Raw genomic sequence first — 15863 nt, 5'->3', positions numbered from 1 at the left:
CTGGGTTACGGGAGGAACAGCTCGAGATGAAGAACGAATCGGTTTTTGTATTTAACGAGCATGAAGCGACCTACAAGTTCAACGAGGAACATCCTTTTAATCCGAAAAGACTGCTGCTCACGATTGACCTTCTCAGAAAGGCCGGAGCTCTGAACGACTCCGAAATCGTCACTCCCCGTGTAGCCACGGATGACGAGCTTCTCCGCGTCCATCAACCCGCTTATATCGATGCCGTGAAAGCGCTTAGCGAACTCTCCCCTTCGCTTGAGTGGGTAAACAGCGCGGCCAAGTACGGATTGGACACCGAGGACACGCCCTATTTTGCCTGGATGCACGACGTCACCTCAATGGTAGTCGGCGGTTCCATAACGGCTGCCGACACCGTAATGTCAGGCAGAGCGAAGCGCGCGTTCCATCTGGGCGGAGGCCTGCACCACGCTCTGCAGAGCAAGGGAGCCGGCTTCTGCGTCTATAACGACGCTTCCGCGGCCATTGCCCATCTTACCGAGCACTACAACGCGAAGGTTCTGTACATCGACACGGATGTCCACCACGGCGACGGCGTTCAATGGAGCTTTTACAGCGATCCGCGCGTATGCACGTTCTCTATTCATGAAACCGGGAAATATTTATTTCCGGGGACGGGGGATGTGACGGAGCGGGGCGAAGGCGAAGCCTTCGGCACCTGCGTGAATGTTCCGGTGGAGCCGTACACCGAAGACGACTCCTGGCTTGAAAGCTTTGAAGCGGTTCTGGTGCCGCTGATTGAGCGTTTCAAGCCCGATATCATCGTGTCGCAGCACGGTTGCGACGCGCATGCCCTTGATCCGCTGGCCCACGTACACTGTTCCATGCGGATCTACAAAAGAATGCCCGAGCTTATCCGCGATCTGGCCGACAAGTGGTGTGACGGCCGCTGGGTTGCGCTCGGCGGCGGAGGATACGACATCTATAGGGTCGTTCCGCGTGCCTGGAGCCTCGTCTGGCTGGTCATGACCGGCCACCCGCTGCTTCAGGAGCTGGAGATCAATCCGCTCCTTCCCCTGCCCGCCGGCTGGCTTGCCGAGCACCAGCCGGGCAGCCCCGTTAAGCTGCCTGCCACTTGGCTCGACGCCGTCGACGATTGGGAACCCATCCCGCGCCGGGACATTATTGCCGAGAAGAACAAGAAAACCGTGGAGATCGCTCTGCTTTATTTGAAATAAGAGCGATCCCCGCGGTTTTTTAATTGAGTTTGCTTCCATTCATGCGTGATATCTGCGCTGCTGCGTGCATACCGGACGGCGCTGCATACAAATCCGTTGGAACAAAAAAGGCTGACCGGTTTAAAACCCGTCAGCCTTTTTCATATGCCCATCCGTCCATTATAACGAGCGCACCATATGTTCAATGATCCGGTGGGAATTTTCGGAAGCCTGCTTGGTAAACTCCGCGAAATTAACGTGCGCCGAGCCGTCCGCTTTATCGGACATGGACCGGATCACGACGAACGGAACTTTGTTCATGGAACAAACCTGCGCCACAGCCGCGCCTTCCATCTCCGTGCAGGTCCCGCCGAGCTCCTGGTGAAGCTCCGCCACCTTGTCCCGCGAAGCGACGAATTGGTCCCCGGACAGGACGAGTCCTTGCTTCGTTCTTCCCTGGAACAGTTCCCGGCTTGCCGCATCCGCCAGTTCGACCAGCTGAGGGTCCGCCTTGAAGACCGAAACTTCCTCGTAAGGAATGACTCCGCGCGGGAAGCCAAGGGGCGTCACATCCATGTCATGCTGCATGCAAGTTGTGGAAATGACGATGTCGCCGATATTCAGCTCCGGATCCAGCGCTCCGGCAACGCCTGTAAACAGCACGGCATCAACGCCGAAGCCGTCAATCAGAATTTGCGTGCAGACGGCGGCGTTCACCTTGCCTACTCCCGACTTGCAAACCACAACGGATTTGCCTTCAAACTGGCCTTCCCTGTATGTAATGCCGGCTTTATTCGTTTCGGTTACGCCGCTCATCCCGCCGACAAGCAGTTCGATTTCTTCATTCATGGCGCCGATCAGACCGATTTTATTTATCATCCTTGTGTAACCTCTCCTTTCCGCTCAACAAAAAGCGGCTCAACGAGGAGCCACTGAGCTGCGCTTAATGATTTCATGCGGGAGAACGACTTGAGTAAGTTCCATCGTTTCCTTGTTCATCAACTTCGTAAGCAGACGCATGGACACCGCGCCGATATCGTACATAGGCTGTGCCACGGTCGTTAATTGAGGACGCACCATAGAAGCCATCCGGATATTATCGATACTCATCACGGAAATATCCTTCGGTACGGAAAGCCCTTCGTCCTGGATTTTGTGAATGGCGCCGATCGCCATTTCGTCCGTCGCCGAGAAAATAGCGGTTGGGCGCGTCGGCAGCTTCAGGAAATAATCCGTCGCATCGATTCCCGATTCATACCGGTAGTTGCCCAGTCTTACGTAATCTTCGTTCACTTCGATGCCTGCGTGCTCCAGTGCCTTCTTGTAGCCCTGGTAGCGAGCAAAACCGTTAGCCGGATCCTGAAGAGGTCCGGAGATCATGGCGATCGTACGGTGGCCGCTCTCGATCAGAAGCTGCACGGCATCGTAAGCCGCTTTCTCGTGATCGATATCGACGGACGGCATTACGTTCTGCTCGTCGGCCGTACCGCAGAGCACAACCGGAACGGAAGAAGTCCGGAACGCATTGATATGATCTTCCGTCACGACGCCGCCCATAAAGAGAAGCCCGTCCACCTGCTTCTCCAGCAGGGTGTTGATGACGCGAATTTCTTTCTCTTTCTTCTTGTCGGCGTTGCTCAAAATAATATTGTAATGATACATGTTCGCAATATCTTCGATTCCGCGCGCCACTTCCGCAAAAATCGAATTTGAAATATCGGGGATAACCACGCCGACTGTCGTTGTTTTCTTCGATGCAAGCCCCCGGGCAACAGCATTGGGGCGATAACCGAGCCGTTCGATTGCTTCGAATACTTTCTTCCTTGTCTGCGGCTTCACGTTCGGGTTATTGTTGACGACACGCGAAACCGTGGCCATCGATACTCCTGCTTCTCTTGCTACGTCATAAATAGTAACGGTCACGGTCACTCTCTCCATTTATTCGAATATTCGTCGTCCTTGCCATATTACAGACTATCATACGACATTATTTCCCTTTTCGCAATTAAAACACTTTCACACCTAATAGTAGCAAAAAATACGCATGAAAGCCAACTCGCCGATTTTCATACCCGCTCCCCGCAGGAATTCCATCGTACAAGTTGGCTAAGTAATCAACTGCAATCCTATCCATGCGCATCCGGCGGGTGGGTATGTACGGAAAGGGCACTGCGGTCATCAGCCGCTGGTCCTATCCGCAAAAGCTTCCTGCAGCCGGTCGTCCGACAGCATATGCTCGCTGATTTGGGCCAGCCTGCTGCGAATCTCGCCCGCCCAGCCCATATCCCCGACAGAGGTAGCCAGAAGCAGCAGATCCAGCAGTTCATTGACCCTTTCCTCCACGGCCTGCTTAAATCCGTACCCATCCTCAGAAGAACAGGCTAGCCGAACGATGAGGCAGGCGATTTCGGACACGTCTTCGAACCGCAGGATCTGCTTTTCCGGTTTCGGGCCCAACGTATCGATCAATTCCGTAACTTTAGGTTTTACGCTCGAATAAACAACGCTTTTCCCGCATGCTTCGCATGAGTAGATGGGTACGTTTTCAATCTCTACCTTCTGTTGAAACACGACGGTTCTCAGGCATAAATGAATCGGTTGTCCGCAGCAGTACCCTTTTTGCACAATCACTCACTCCTTTAGCAGCCGATAGAACCTTGCTGTCTTCGTCTTACCTAGCTACTTCTATCCGGGTGAATGATATTCCTGCTTTTCGGGGCCTGTCACATATTCCCTTTTTATGAATATTTCATTTTATTTTGAAGGCAGCGTAATCTCTGTGCCAACCGCTAGTTTGAGGCCTTTTTCTGAATCAATACCTCGATAAAAGCTTTCATAAAAGCGGGCAGATCCGGAGGACGCCGCCCCGAAACGATATTGCGGTCAACCACGGCTTCCTCGTCCACCCAGATCGCTCCGGCGTTTTCAAGATCATCCCGGATGCCCGGCGTAGAGGTCATCGTATAGCCTTCCACGATTTTGGCCGAAATCAAAACCCAGCCCGCGTGACAAATCTGCGCAATCGGTTTTTGCGCCTCATGAATTTCGCGGGTAAACCGCAGAACGTCGGCATATCTGCGCAGTTTATCGGGCGCCCAGCCGCCGGGCACGTACAGCCCGTCATAATCGGCCGCGCTTACGTCTCCGAACGCGACATCCGTCGTAATGGGCACACCGTATTTGCCGTGATAAATTTCGCCCGCTTTAGGCCCTGCGATAACGACGACTGCTCCAGCTTCACGCAAACGAAGAACGGGGTACCACATTTCCAGATCCTCGAATTCCTCATCGACAAACGCCAGTATGCGCTGGCCTTTCAAATCCTGTACGGTCATAGTAAATCCCTCCTGGTTTAGTGAGAATAGGTTAAGAAGCGCTCGACCGGGAATCCGCCTGCCTGAGCACCTGCTCGATTTCCTCGCTGGTGCCGCACTGCAGGACTTCCTGAAGCAGGCGTTCGCACTCGGCGTGATTGCTCGTCAGCAGACGGTGCTTGATCGGAAGAATGAGCTGGACGGACATGCTCAGCTCCTCGATGCCTAGCCCCAGCCAAAGAGGCAGCGCGCGGATATCCCCGGCGAACTCCCCGCATACGGCAACGGGTATACCGGCCGCCTTGGCCGCATCAATGGTCAGCTTCAGCAGGCGGATTACGGCGGGATGATACGGATTGTACAAATGGGCGATGCTGTCGTTCATCCGGTCCACCGCCAAAACGAACTGGATCAGATCGTTGGTTCCGATGCTGAAGAAATCGACTTCTTTGGCCAGAACGTCGGCAATCAGGGCCGCGCCCGGCACTTCGATCGTCAAGCCGACCTCAATGTCGGGGTTAAACGGCTTGCTACGGCTTTTCAGCTCCTGCTTGGCTTCCGCCAGCAGAGCGTTGGCCTCTCTGAGCTCGCCTAGCGAGGAGATCATCGGGTACATAAGCTTTACTTGACCAAAGTGCGAGGCCCGCAAAATGGCGCGGAGCTGGGTTTTGAACAGCTCGCGGCGATCCAGCGAGATCCGGATGGCGCGGCATCCCAGCGCCGGATTCTCCTCCACCTGAAGCGGAAGATAATCCAGCTTCTTGTCTCCGCCGATATCCAGCGTCCGGATGATGAGTGGCCTGCCGTCCAGCTTCACCGCCGCCTGCTTATACACCTCGGTCTGCTCCTCTTCATCCGGCAGGGAGTCGCGGTCCATGTAGAGAAATTCCGAGCGGAATAAACCGACCCCGACGGCGCCGTTCTTGAGCACCTGGTCGATTTCTTTGATCGAGCTGATATTCGCCGCCAGCCGGACCTGCTTGCGGTCCTGAGTCATGGACGGGACGTGGGCGATTTCCTGCAGCCGCTCGCGGTGCATGAGCCAGTCCGTCTTGCGCGACTCGTACAGCTCCACGGTGCCGCTGTCGGGGTTCACGTAGACGATCCCTTCCTCGCCGTCCACTATCATCAAGTCTCCGTTCTGGATAGGCCGGATAAGCTTGCCTTCCAGCCCCAGCACGAACGGGATTCCCATCGCGCGGCTCATAATCGACGTATGCGAGGTCAGTCCGCCCATCATCGTGACGATGCCCAGCACGCGGGCCGGGTCCAGATGCACCAGTTGGGAAGGGGTAAGCTCCTTCGCCACGAGTACGTAGGAATGATCCGTCGGCGGCGGAGTATCGTCCCCGCTGCCCAGCAGATGCTTCAGAAGACGGTTGCCTACGTCTTTAATGTCCATGGCCCGTTCTTTCATATAATCATCGTCCAACACGTCGAACATTTCGACGAATTTGTCGATCACTTCTTTGACGGCCACCTCTGCGGCTTTGTACTGCCGGCTGATGATGCCCTGAATTTCGTTCATAAACACGGGATCTTCCAAAATCGCCAGATGAGCGTCGAAAATGTACGATTGCTCCTGGCCCAGAACGTCCCGGATCTCTTGTTTGATATGTTCCAATTCGTCTTTGGACGAACGGATCCCGTCATACAGCCGTTCGAATTCAAACGACAAATCGGTGGCGTCCACCATCTTATCCGGGAACTCCCAATCCCAGGCGGGGATCACGTAAGCGGGACCCATGGCGATCCCCGATGAAGCTCCTATCCCTTTAAACATTTGAAGTCCCTCCGCTCTGTTCCGGTTTTTTCAGCACAACGGACATCACGGACGCCTGCCCTTTTTTCACGGATTTATAGGGGGCGAAGCTCCATGATTTGACACGGTCCGAATTGGTAATCACCATAGGGGTGGCCAGCGATTTGGCGTGCTTCTTCAACTGATTGTAGTTAAAACGGATCAGCAGTTGCCCCGCCTCCACCTCGTCTCCGGGCTGTACTTGGGCCTCGAAGAAATTTCCGGTTAATGTGGATGTGTCGATGCCGATGTGCAGCAGAACTTCAAGTCCTTCCTCTGTCTGAATCCCGAGCGCATGCATCGTCGGATAGACGTGCATGATTTTACCGGCTACCGGCGACAGCAGCTCCCCTTTATCCGGTATGAAAGCAACCCCGTTGCCGACAATCTTCCCCGCGAAAATGCGGTCCGGAACGTCCTCCAGCGGAATCATTCTCCCCGCCATCGGGGAACTGAAGAGCACAAGCTGGATGTCTTTACGCAGCAGCTTCATGATTTCTTCCCGGATCAGTTCGGAGAATGTGCCGAAAACGACCTGCACGTTGCCGCCGCCTAAGCGGATGACTCCGGCCGCTCCAAGGTGCTTCAGTGCGGCGATATCCATGAGGCGGTCGGATTCAAGCGTCAATCTCAGCCGTGTGATGCAGGCTTCGATTTTTTTGATATTCCCCTTGCCTCCGAGCGCTTGGACGATAAGCGGCGCCCGGTAAGGGATATCGCCTGCCCATTCTTCCAGCGATGAACCTTCCTCCCGCCCCGGGGTCGGAATGCGGTAACGCCGGATGGCGTACCTGAACATGACATAGTACACCGCTCCAAACACGAGTCCGATCGGAATGAGCATCCAACCGTTGCGCGACAAATGCTCGTTAATGACAAAATCGATAGCTCCGGCGGAATAAGAGAAGCCGTGCGAGATATTCAGCGCATATGCGATCCACATGGCAAAGCCGGATAAAATGGCATGAATCACGAACAAGTAAGGAGCGACGAACAGAAAGGCAAACTCAATCGGCTCCGTGACGCCGGTCAGGAACGAAGTCAGCGCCGCCGTCATAAAAGTCACTCGGACATGAGGCTTCAAATCTTCCCGGGCCTCGTGGATAATGGCGAAGGCAATGGCGGGAAGCGCGAACATCATAATCGGATACAGTCCGGCCATGTAGGCCCCGGCCGTCGGATCACCCGCGAAGAAACGGGGCAGATCGCCGTAAACCATGTCACCGTTCGGTTCTTTGTAAGCACCCAGTTGAAACCAGAAGAAATTGTTCAGGATATAATGAAGCCCGGAAGGCACAAGAAGACGATGCGCGATGCCGTACAAGAAAGCACCGAATCCGCCGAGGCTGAGAACCCATGCCGTCAACTGCTCCATCCCGTTCTCCAGGACGGGGCCCAGCTTGATCATCAGGATGGACAGGACGAGCGTAACGACTCCCATAATAAGCGGAACCATCCGCGGTCCTCCGAAAAACTGTACGTATTCGGGGAGCTGGATTCGCTTGCACCGGTGGTACGCGACCGCCGACAGCAGACCGATCAGGATTCCTCCCGCGACACCCAGTTGAAACGCTTCGCCCAGCTGATGCTGGGTCAGTACGGTGAATAAAAAGTAGCTCATCAGTGCGGAAAGTCCGGCGATACCCGCATTCTCCGTCAAACCGAGAGCAACGCCTACCGCGAACACGAGCGGCAAATATGTAAATATGGTATGACCCGCAAGCAGCATCATGTCGCCGAGCCATGCCGCCCCCATACTATCCCATGGCAGGATTCCCAGTCGTATAAGTACTGCGGCAACAGGGAGCGTAATCATCGGAAGCATTAAAGAACGCCCGAATTGCTGCAAATTTCCCATCCAGTTCAACTTAAGCCCTGCCTCCTCTCTATTTCGATCCTAATGGCTGCCGCACTTTTTGTCAAAAACAAATAAGCGGGTCCGAAGACCCGCTTGTTGGCGTCATGCAGCATAACGATGCTGTGAGCTATCGTCAGCCTTTAATTAAAACGTACCTGTCGTGTACGGAATGCCTGTGTTAAAACGGCCGGATTGAGCGGAACCAACGCTGCTGGAGTAACCGGCGAACTGCTGCTGAGCCGGAGTTTGGGAATCCGAAGTCAGGTAGCTGTCATGGGCCGGCTGGTCGCCGCGGTAGTTAGCCGTATGGTAAGACTGCGGAGACGCGGCTTGGCTGTAGCTTTGCGTGCCGTAGCCTTGGCCATAGGATTGACCGTAGGATTGGGAACCGTAATTTTGTTGAGAGCCGTAGCCTTGGCCGATAGCGGATTGGCTCAACCCGTAAGAAGCTTGGCCGTAGCCTTGCTGGGACGGAGTCTGGGAATCCGAACGCAGGTAGCTGTCGTGTCCCGGCTGATCGCCACGGTAGTTAGCCGTGTGATAAGACTGAGGGGAAGCGAATTGTCCGTAGCTTTGTTGTTGGCTCGTGTAGGATTGATTTCCTTGGTTGCCGTAAGCTTGGGAACCGAAGGATTGAGTCAGGCCGTAGGAAGCTTGTCCGAAGCCTTGTTGTTGGGCCGGAGTTTGGGAATCCGAGCGCAGGTAGCTGTCATGACCCGGTTGGTTGCCGCGGTAGTTAGCCGTGTGGAACGATTGCGGGTTTTGGTAGCTGCCGTATTGAGAATTTTGGAACTGGTTCTGACCGTACGAAGATTGAACATAACCGGTCGGCTGGAACTTGTTTTGGTATTGGGACTGGGAGCCGATACCAGCTTGATTTTGATACTGGTTGTACATGCGGAGTTCCTCCTTTAAGGAAATTAATGAGTCTTCCAGACAAGTCTTTCCTTGTTCTGAAGCCTCCACTATTGTTTGCAGGAGCCGCTGAAATTATGAACCGTCCCAGAAATATTTTTTTCAGAAATAACAAAACCCGACTAGAGCTTGCGCTTTAGTCGGGTTTTGACACTTTTAGCGGCTGTGCCGTACCGGTTCAGTTGCCTCTCGGATTCAAAATCGCATCTTCCACCTTGATGCAGCGGTCCATTATGACCGTCAGCCCGCCGCGTTGCGCAATTTCAGCCGCTTCTTCATTATAGACGCCCTGCTGCAGCCAAAGAACTTTGGCTCCCTTGCGGACCGCTTCCTCCGCGATCGGCACGACCTGGTCGCTTCTGCGGAACACATTGACGATATCCACATTACCCGGAATATCGGACAGACTGGCATAGCTTTTGCCGCCCAAAATGACATCCGCATTCGGATTAACCGGAATAATCTCGTATCCGCGTGATTTCATGGCTGCCGAAACCATGTGCGACACCCTTTCCGGGTTATCGGACAAACCTACTACGGCAATGGGGCCGGCCGAAGCCAGCAAGGTTTTGATTTCGTCTCTGGATGGATTTTCAAAAGGCATGAGAACACTCCCTTTCGCTATTTAAAGAACCGGCATTGTCCATTGTCTGTTCTTAATCACCTGTATAGGACAAGCCCTGCTTGCCCATCGCTTCCCAGATGCCGATGAACAGCTTTTTGTCCAACTGAACATTTTTGCTGCCCGTCCACGGGTCGTTCACGTAAACGGACGTCTCGTCGTAACCGACCATTAATACCGCATGCTCGGAAAATGTCGCGCGGATCGGGCCGATGGAGGTATTCCATTCGGACCAGCGGGTCGGCATCGTGAAACCGATGGTCGTCCAAACGACAACCGGGCGGCCGTTTGCGATTTGTTTTTCATACGCGTCAAAAGACTCGCCCGTTAAATCTACGGCTGAAGGAATATGCGATTTCAACAGCGGAAACAGCGCCGTGTGGTAAATGCCGAAGCCTTTGGATTTCCCGGTACCGTCTCCCACGTAGCCAATGTTCGGGTGGCCCCAAGAAGCAATCGTCCCGTCTTTGTTCCAGACGATAGGAGTCGGGTCCTTCGGCATTTCGTCGTACAGCTGCATCTTGTCCAATTTGATGCCTTTATAATGAAGCATCATGGCAATCGAAGTAATTTCACAGCCGGACGGCAGTTCCGGTTTTTGCGCGATAACGGGCGCATCGATCATAGCCTTCGTTTTCCGCTGCTCTTGAACCTGTTCCGCCGCCGGTGGCTGCTCAGGTTCAGGCAGAGGCTGTTTTTCCAATTTCGCGTCCATAGCCATGACAGTCTGAACGTCTTGCCCGCTTATTTTGGCATATAGCATCACAGACATGAAACCGCCTGAGAACAATAACCCGAGGATCAGAAAGAAACCGAACGTTACTTTCATGCCCCTCCAAATAATGCGCATCCTATTCACCCATTCATTCGTTCGTTAATTCGATGTGCGCTCCGAGTGAAATCATATGATCGAAAAACTGCGGATAAGATTTGGCCACATGGTGGGCGTCACGGATAACAAGACCCTGCTTGCTCCTCAGCCCTGCCACGGACAGGGCCATAATGACGCGATGGTCATAATGCGCGTTAATTTCCACGCCGCCTTCAAGCCCTTCCGGCCGGCCGTGGACAATGATTTCGCTTTGACGCTCTTCCACGTCGGCTCCGGCTTTGCGCAGCTCGTTCAGGAAATCCGTAATCCGGTCGCACTCTTTGTAGCGGAGATTCTCCACGTTGTAAAAACGCGAGGTGCCTTCCGCGAACACCGCGGCCGCTACCATAGCAAGCACCGCGTCCGTAAAATGATCGCCGTCGAATTCGCCGGCTTTAAGGTTGCCCGTGCCTTGTACGCGCACAATTCCATCCTTGTGAGTCAGCGAGACTCCCATGGCGCGGAGAACGTCCACGCAGGCTTTCTCGCCTTGACGGCTGTTCTCCTCGAGACGATGAACGGTAACATCCGAGCGGGTGACGGCCGCAGCCGCCAAGATCGCCGCGGATCCGGGGTAATCCCCCTGCACGACATACTCCTGCGCACGGTAGGATTGATTACCGGGAATCCGGTAATGCATAAGATCTTCGCTGGCTTCCACGCGAATCCCTGCTTGTTCGAGCACTTCCAGTGTTTGTCCGACAATCACTTTGGACTTCAAATCGTGAAGCACTTCGATTTCACTGTCTTCTTGGAGCAGAGGAGTCAAAAACAGAAGGGAGCTCAAAAACTGCGAGCTTACGCTGCCCGACACGGTAATTTTGCCGCCGCGGGGCTGTCCCCCTTTAATAGTTATCGGCAGACGGCCTTCATTATGTTCGACTTGGATGTTCATTTGTTCCAGCGTATCAATAAGATCCATATGCGGCCGCTTGCCGAGCGATTCCGGATATTGATTAATGAAAGTAACTTCGCTTTGGCAGAGGGCTGCCGTAGACATCAGAAAACGGAGAACCGCTCCCGCGTTGCCGACGTTTAATTCTTTGATCGGAAGAGGATTTTTGCCGAATCCCTTAATAACCATCTTATGCTCGTCTTCTTCGATAACCGCACCCAAATCCCGGATGCACCGGCGCATGGCGTCACTGTCTTCACTGTGAGCCGGGAAATGGATCGTACTCGTACCGTCAGCGAGCGCTGCAAGAAGGAGGTAACGGGTCGTATAGTTTTTGGAAGACAGCGCCTGAATTTCTCCCTGCAGGTTCGGTGTCGCTTTTACAATGGCTTTCATGGAATTCATGGTAGTTCTCTCCTTTGGTCGATGAGTGGTCTGTGTACGGCCTTCTGTTTATATGTAAAAGCCGGCAAAAGCCGAGCCGATTCCGGCCAGATAGCTTACGGCCAGATAGATCATATCCAGATTAAAAAGTTTTTTCTTTCTCAGCTTCCAGCTGTCCAGCTTTAAAGTGGAAAACGTCGTAAAGGCGCCGGTAAAGCCTGTTCCCAGCCCGATAAGCAAGGCGGCATCCGTCACATGCCCGAACAGCCAGCCCAGAAAAAAACAGCCTGTGAGATTGACGGCCAGTGTGCCGAATGGAAACGGAGAAGCCGTACGGCTCTGGACCCAGCCGGCTAATTTATATCTGGCGATGGAGCCGACGAATCCTCCGGCCCCTACCAGCAGCACATTCATCCAGCCCGCATTCATAGGGCTTTCTCCTTCCTGCGGTACGCGGCAGCCGTGCCCAGACTGACGGCAGCAAGCCCTCCGAACAGACTGACCCCGATGTAAAGCAGGGCTGCCGGCACCTGATTATCCCGAAGCATCCGGACCGCTTCCATACTGAAGGTGGAAAAAGTCGTGAAAGCTCCGATAAAACCAGTCGTAACGGCAGTACGCAGCTCCTGCGGCCATTTAGGCAGCAGAGCTTCGCTGAAATAACCGAGCAGAATGCAGCCGATCATATTGCAGGCCAGCGTGCCCCACGGGAAGGAACCGTTCCCTTCGTTCCATAGAACGGATAACCCATACCGGGACAGGGCTCCGAACACGCCGGCTGTTCCGATGATCCAACTTTTCATGGGCAAACCACCTATTCTGTCCCGTATTTTGCTTTGAAGATAGATTCGGTGAAGTCCGGAGACGGTTTGACTCCGTGCTTCCGGGTTTTGTATAGTTACAGGGAAAACGAGAATACAGGAGGTGCGCTTTATATGAATAAGATTCAACCCTCGGAATTGAAAGCCCGACTTGCGGCGGGTGAGCCGCTGTGCGTTATCGACGTACGCGAGCCCGAAGAAGTCGCGGCCGGTCAAATTGCCGGTGCCAAATCGATTCCCTTGATGGAAATTCACACCCGTCTTCACGAAATCCCTAAAGAAGGCGAAGTCATTCTGGTCTGCCGCAGCGGCAACCGGAGCGGGAAAGCATACGATTTCCTGGAGTCTCAAGGCTTTGCGAATTTGAAAAACATGGAGGGCGGAATGCTCGCCTGGGAACAGCTTTAAGCCCGCCGCCGGACGAGCGGCCCGGTCAGCCTGAAAGTTCTTCCCGCTTCAGCCTTTCTTTGGTCCAGGCGTTAAAGATGTGTTCGGCAATGTCGTCCGCGGCAAGCGGTGACGTATCGATTGTAAGGTCGGCAAACCTGTACGCATCTTGACGTTCCTGGAGCATCGTACGGACCTTTTCTTCCAGTCCGCTTCCCTGCAGCAAAGGCCGGTTGGAGTCGTTTTTAACCCGCTCCACGATGGTTTCCAAACTTGCGGACAAAGCCGCGACAAAGCCCCGCTCGCTCATGCACGCCCGGTTCTCCTCCGCCAGTACGGCACCGCCCCCGGTTGAAATCACGCGATGGCTGCCGGCCAGCGTCTCCCGGACGACCTCACGTTCCAGAGTCCGGAAATGAGCTTCCCCGTGCGTGGCGAACAGCTCCGGAATCGACATTCCGGCTTTTTTTACAATTTCCTCATCGGTATCAATCATAGGCCAACCCAGTCGATCAGCCAACTTTAACCCGACAGTCGTTTTACCAGTGCCCATAAACCCAATCAGCACTATATTTGATCTCGGTTGTGTGCTCATCGTGCCCGTCGATCCTCTCTCGGTTTAAACTTTCCACTATCATATCACAGCAAAAGCCCCGGATGAATACAAATCGCATCAATTTCATATGGTATAGTGAATAAACCTTTTCAAAGACAGCAAAAATGAGAGTATGTACGCAATCCGTAGAAGGATCAGTAGATTACAAGGAGCGATGTCCGATTGATGCCTCATTCCAGGATTCCCGATCCCGGCCGGAATACTTCCGGTCGGCTGAGTCAGATGCTTCAGCCCTCGTACATGCTGTGCAGAGATGACGTAGTCTGGGCGCTCGAGTTTATACGCAAAAAAATGGCTGAGCAGGATCCCCGGTTAAAGGAACTCACTCAGCCGCGTCTATTGAAAAACTTTGAATCTTTCGCCGAAGTGTCCATGATGCTTGTCCATCGCAGAAGCGCCTTCGATCAGGAAGCAGACCGTATCAAAAGCTGTCTGAAAGAAGCTTCGTACGGTCTCTTCGAGAATGAACCCCTTTCGGAGCGGGATTCCTCACCGGCAAACGATTAGGAAGCGCGGGCGATGCCGTACCCCACTGGAAGCCCGCGAAACGGACGCAGTGTCCGGTAAGGCAGAACAGAGCCGATTCGGGTTCCTTTGTTAGCTTTCGAGCCAGTTGTAGTGGAAGGTGCCTTCTTTATCCACACGCTGGAACGTATGCGCGCCGAAATAATCGCGCTGGGCCTGCAGAAGGTTGGCCGGCAGGCGCTCTGTGCGGTAGCTGTCGTAATAAGCCAGCGCGGAGGCGAAAGCCGGTGCCGGAATACCGCGCGTTACCGCTACGGAAACGACGTTTCTCCAAGCATCCTGGTAGTTTTCCACGATGTTTTTGAAGTAATCGTCCAGCAGCAGGTTGCGGAGTTCCGGATCACGGTCGTACGCATCCTTGATGTTTTGCAGGAAACGGGCACGGATAATGCAGCCGCCGCGGAAAATCATGGCGATTTCGCCGTAACTCAGATCCCAGTTGTACTCTTCGGATGCGGCGCGCATTTGAGCGAAGCCTTGTGCATACGAAGCGATTTTGCTCGCGTACAGAGCTTTACGGACCGCTTCGATGAACTCTTCGCGGCTGCCTTCAAACGGCTTCACCGCCGGACCGTTCAGCACTTTGCTTGCAGCTACCCGCTCTTCTTTCATGGCGGACAGGAAGCGGGAGAACACGGATTCCGTAATGATGGAAAGCGGCACGCCAAGATCCAGGGAGCTTTGGCTGGTCCACTTGCCCGTGCCCTTCTGACCTGCGGAATCGAGGATAACGTCGACCATCGGCTTGCCGGTTTCTTCGTCGTATTTCGTGAAAATATCACGGGTGATTTCGATCAGGTAGCTGTCCAGCTCGCCTTTGTTCCACTCCGTGAAAATTTCGTGCAGTTCTTCCGTGCTGACGTTCAGTACGTCTTTAAGCAGTTGATAAGCTTCGCAGATCAGCTGCATATCGCCGTATTCGATGCCGTTATGTACCATTTTAACGTAGTGACCGGCGCCGTCCGGACCGATATACGTACAGCATGGATCGCCGTTCACTTTGGCGGAGATCGCCGTCAAGATCGGTTCCACGAGCTTGTATGCGTCTTTCTGTCCGCCAGGCATGATGGACGGGCCTTTAAGCGCGCCCTCTTCACCGCCGGAAACACCCGTGCCGATAAAGCGGATGCCGCGGGCTTCCAGTTCTTTGTTGCGGCGCTGGGTATCCGGGAAATAGGCGTTTCCGCCGTCGATCAGGATATCTCCCTCGGACAGAAGCGGAACGAGTTGTTCAATGGTCGCGTCGGTCGCTTGTCCGGCTTTGACCATAATTAAAATTTTGCGCGGAGTTTCGAGCGACTGCACGAATTCTTCCATGCTGAAAGTACCGACCAGGTTGCGACCGGTTGCCTCTTCAAGAAGTTCTTTCGTTTTCTCAGGCGAGCGGTTAAAAACGGAAACGGTAAAGCCGCGGCTCTCGATGTTAAGCGCCAGGTTTTTACCCATGACCGCAAGACCGATTACACCAATTTGCTGTTTGGACATGAATCAAACACCCTTTCCTCTTGTATTAGATCGTCACCGCTCCCACTTGGTGTCAGAACGGCTGCCGAAGGATGGATTCGACCCGCTCGGGAACAAGCGGCGCATTTTCCGTTAGGATCACGCAAGGACCGCTGCTCACGGCTCGAGGCAAAGCTTCCGGGCTTGCGTTTGCTGATCAAAATTCG

The 15863-nt window shown here is 54.0% G+C and carries 17 protein-coding genes; 3 read left to right on the top strand and 14 right to left on the bottom strand.

Features of this window, described 5'->3' with window-relative positions; all coding sequences use genetic code 11:
* The first annotated feature begins 26 nt into the window (after positions 1–26).
* A complete protein-coding gene (locus ABH899_RS02700; protein ID WP_369993774.1) occupies positions 27–1205 on the top strand; it encodes an acetoin utilization protein AcuC in 1179 nt (392 codons plus the stop codon).
* Between the two features lie 159 nt (positions 1206–1364).
* Here ABH899_RS02700 and ABH899_RS02695 read toward each other — a convergent pair whose 3' ends face one another.
* The 12 genes from ABH899_RS02695 to crcB all read right to left on the bottom strand — a co-directional run bounded on the left by ABH899_RS02695 (position 1365) and on the right by crcB (position 12647).
* The gene (locus tag ABH899_RS02695) at positions 1365–2063 is read right to left on the bottom strand and encodes a 5'-methylthioadenosine/adenosylhomocysteine nucleosidase (protein WP_218228457.1); all 699 of its coding nucleotides are present in this window, start codon (positions 2061–2063) and stop codon (positions 1365–1367) included.
* A 39-nt stretch (positions 2064–2102) separates the two neighbouring features.
* On the bottom strand, positions 2103–3122 hold the full coding sequence (gene ccpA, locus ABH899_RS02690) for a catabolite control protein A (RefSeq protein WP_009672618.1): 1020 nt from the start codon (positions 3120–3122) through the stop codon (positions 2103–2105).
* Positions 3123–3362: 240 nt separating this feature from the next.
* Positions 3363–3809 (bottom strand): hypothetical protein, encoded by a 447-nt coding sequence (locus ABH899_RS02685; protein WP_369993771.1) that lies wholly within the window; start codon positions 3807–3809, stop codon positions 3363–3365.
* Between the two features lie 164 nt (positions 3810–3973).
* Positions 3974–4519, bottom strand: a complete 546-nt coding sequence (locus ABH899_RS02680; RefSeq protein ID WP_369993769.1) for a type 1 glutamine amidotransferase domain-containing protein — start codon at positions 4517–4519, stop codon at positions 3974–3976.
* 31 nt (positions 4520–4550) lie between these two features.
* Entirely contained in the window at positions 4551–6281 is a 1731-nt protein-coding gene (gene ptsP / locus ABH899_RS02675) for a phosphoenolpyruvate--protein phosphotransferase (protein ID WP_369993766.1), read from the bottom strand.
* The gene (locus tag ABH899_RS02670) at positions 6274–8166 is read right to left on the bottom strand and encodes a glucose PTS transporter subunit IIA (RefSeq protein ID WP_009672615.1); all 1893 of its coding nucleotides are present in this window, start codon (positions 8164–8166) and stop codon (positions 6274–6276) included. Before ABH899_RS02670 ends, ptsP begins: the two co-directional genes overlap by 8 nt.
* Positions 8167–8301: 135 nt before the next feature.
* The gene (locus ABH899_RS02665; RefSeq protein ID WP_009672650.1) at positions 8302–9054 is read right to left on the bottom strand and encodes a hypothetical protein; all 753 of its coding nucleotides are present in this window, start codon (positions 9052–9054) and stop codon (positions 8302–8304) included.
* A gap of 196 nt (positions 9055–9250) precedes the next feature.
* Entirely contained in the window at positions 9251–9676 is a 426-nt protein-coding gene (locus ABH899_RS02660; protein ID WP_369993764.1) for a CoA-binding protein, read from the bottom strand.
* 52 nt (positions 9677–9728) lie between these two features.
* The gene (locus ABH899_RS02655) at positions 9729–10523 is read right to left on the bottom strand and encodes a C39 family peptidase (RefSeq protein ID WP_369994079.1); all 795 of its coding nucleotides are present in this window, start codon (positions 10521–10523) and stop codon (positions 9729–9731) included.
* Between the two features lie 34 nt (positions 10524–10557).
* Positions 10558–11856 (bottom strand): 3-phosphoshikimate 1-carboxyvinyltransferase, encoded by a 1299-nt coding sequence (gene aroA, locus ABH899_RS02650; RefSeq protein ID WP_369994077.1) that lies wholly within the window; start codon positions 11854–11856, stop codon positions 10558–10560.
* Between the two features lie 57 nt (positions 11857–11913).
* Entirely contained in the window at positions 11914–12273 is a 360-nt protein-coding gene (locus ABH899_RS02645) for a fluoride efflux transporter FluC (protein WP_369993761.1), read from the bottom strand.
* Positions 12270–12647 carry a fluoride efflux transporter CrcB gene (gene crcB / locus ABH899_RS02640; RefSeq protein WP_369993760.1) on the bottom strand — a complete coding sequence of 126 codons (378 nt, stop codon included), beginning with the start codon at positions 12645–12647 and terminating at the stop codon, positions 12270–12272. Before crcB ends, ABH899_RS02645 begins: the two co-directional genes overlap by 4 nt.
* 132 nt (positions 12648–12779) lie before the next feature.
* On the opposite strand from crcB, the gene ABH899_RS02635 reads away from it, so the two are divergent.
* Complete coding sequence (locus ABH899_RS02635) at positions 12780–13073, top strand: rhodanese-like domain-containing protein (RefSeq protein WP_009672581.1); 294 nt, start codon at positions 12780–12782, stop codon at positions 13071–13073.
* A 25-nt stretch (positions 13074–13098) separates the two neighbouring features.
* Here the strand turns inward: ABH899_RS02635 and ABH899_RS02630 are convergent, their stop codons facing one another.
* Positions 13099–13647, bottom strand: coding sequence for a shikimate kinase (locus ABH899_RS02630; protein ID WP_042232613.1), 549 nt, complete (start codon positions 13645–13647; stop codon positions 13099–13101).
* 186 nt (positions 13648–13833) lie between these two features.
* On the opposite strand from ABH899_RS02630, the gene ABH899_RS02625 reads away from it, so the two are divergent.
* Positions 13834–14175 carry a hypothetical protein gene (locus ABH899_RS02625; protein ID WP_369993757.1) on the top strand — a complete coding sequence of 114 codons (342 nt, stop codon included), beginning with the start codon at positions 13834–13836 and terminating at the stop codon, positions 14173–14175.
* A 90-nt stretch (positions 14176–14265) separates the two neighbouring features.
* Here the strand turns inward: ABH899_RS02625 and gndA are convergent, their stop codons facing one another.
* Positions 14266–15678, bottom strand: a complete 1413-nt coding sequence (gene gndA, locus ABH899_RS02620; protein ID WP_369993754.1) for an NADP-dependent phosphogluconate dehydrogenase — start codon at positions 15676–15678, stop codon at positions 14266–14268.
* Positions 15679–15863: the final 185 nt, after the last annotated feature.

Source organism: Paenibacillus sp. RC84 (assembly GCF_041260495.1).
GTDB lineage: Bacteria > Bacillota > Bacilli > Paenibacillales > NBRC-103111 > Paenibacillus_F.
Note: the sequence above shows the minus strand (reverse complement) of the source record. Positions and strands in the feature narration are given on the sequence as shown.

Excerpts from the sequence above, each read along its gene's own strand:
- ccpA (WP_009672618.1), bottom strand. The coding sequence starts at position 3,122 with ATGGAGAGAGTGACCGTGACCGTTACTATTTATGACGTAGCAAGAGAA.
- ABH899_RS02680 (WP_369993769.1), bottom strand. The coding sequence starts at position 4,519 with ATGACCGTACAGGATTTGAAAGGCCAGCGCATACTGGCGTTTGTCGAT.
- ABH899_RS02665 (WP_009672650.1), bottom strand. The coding sequence starts at position 9,054 with ATGTACAACCAGTATCAAAATCAAGCTGGTATCGGCTCCCAGTCCCAA.
- ptsP (WP_369993766.1), bottom strand. The coding sequence starts at position 6,281 with ATGTTTAAAGGGATAGGAGCTTCATCGGGGATCGCCATGGGTCCCGCT.
- ABH899_RS02655 (WP_369994079.1), bottom strand. The coding sequence starts at position 10,523 with ATGAAAGTAACGTTCGGTTTCTTTCTGATCCTCGGGTTATTGTTCTCA.
- ABH899_RS02630 (WP_042232613.1), bottom strand. The coding sequence starts at position 13,647 with ATGAGCACACAACCGAGATCAAATATAGTGCTGATTGGGTTTATGGGC.
- crcB (WP_369993760.1), bottom strand. The coding sequence starts at position 12,647 with ATGAAAAGTTGGATCATCGGAACAGCCGGCGTGTTCGGAGCCCTGTCC.
- gndA (WP_369993754.1), bottom strand. The coding sequence starts at position 15,678 with ATGTCCAAACAGCAAATTGGTGTAATCGGTCTTGCGGTCATGGGTAAA.
- ABH899_RS02695 (WP_218228457.1), bottom strand. The coding sequence starts at position 2,063 with ATGATAAATAAAATCGGTCTGATCGGCGCCATGAATGAAGAAATCGAA.
- ABH899_RS02635 (WP_009672581.1), top strand. The coding sequence starts at position 12,780 with ATGAATAAGATTCAACCCTCGGAATTGAAAGCCCGACTTGCGGCGGGT.
- aroA (WP_369994077.1), bottom strand. The coding sequence starts at position 11,856 with ATGAAAGCCATTGTAAAAGCGACACCGAACCTGCAGGGAGAAATTCAG.
- ABH899_RS02660 (WP_369993764.1), bottom strand. The coding sequence starts at position 9,676 with ATGCCTTTTGAAAATCCATCCAGAGACGAAATCAAAACCTTGCTGGCT.
- ABH899_RS02645 (WP_369993761.1), bottom strand. The coding sequence starts at position 12,273 with ATGAATGCGGGCTGGATGAATGTGCTGCTGGTAGGGGCCGGAGGATTC.
- ABH899_RS02700 (WP_369993774.1), top strand. The coding sequence starts at position 27 with ATGAAGAACGAATCGGTTTTTGTATTTAACGAGCATGAAGCGACCTAC.
- ABH899_RS02625 (WP_369993757.1), top strand. The coding sequence starts at position 13,834 with ATGCCTCATTCCAGGATTCCCGATCCCGGCCGGAATACTTCCGGTCGG.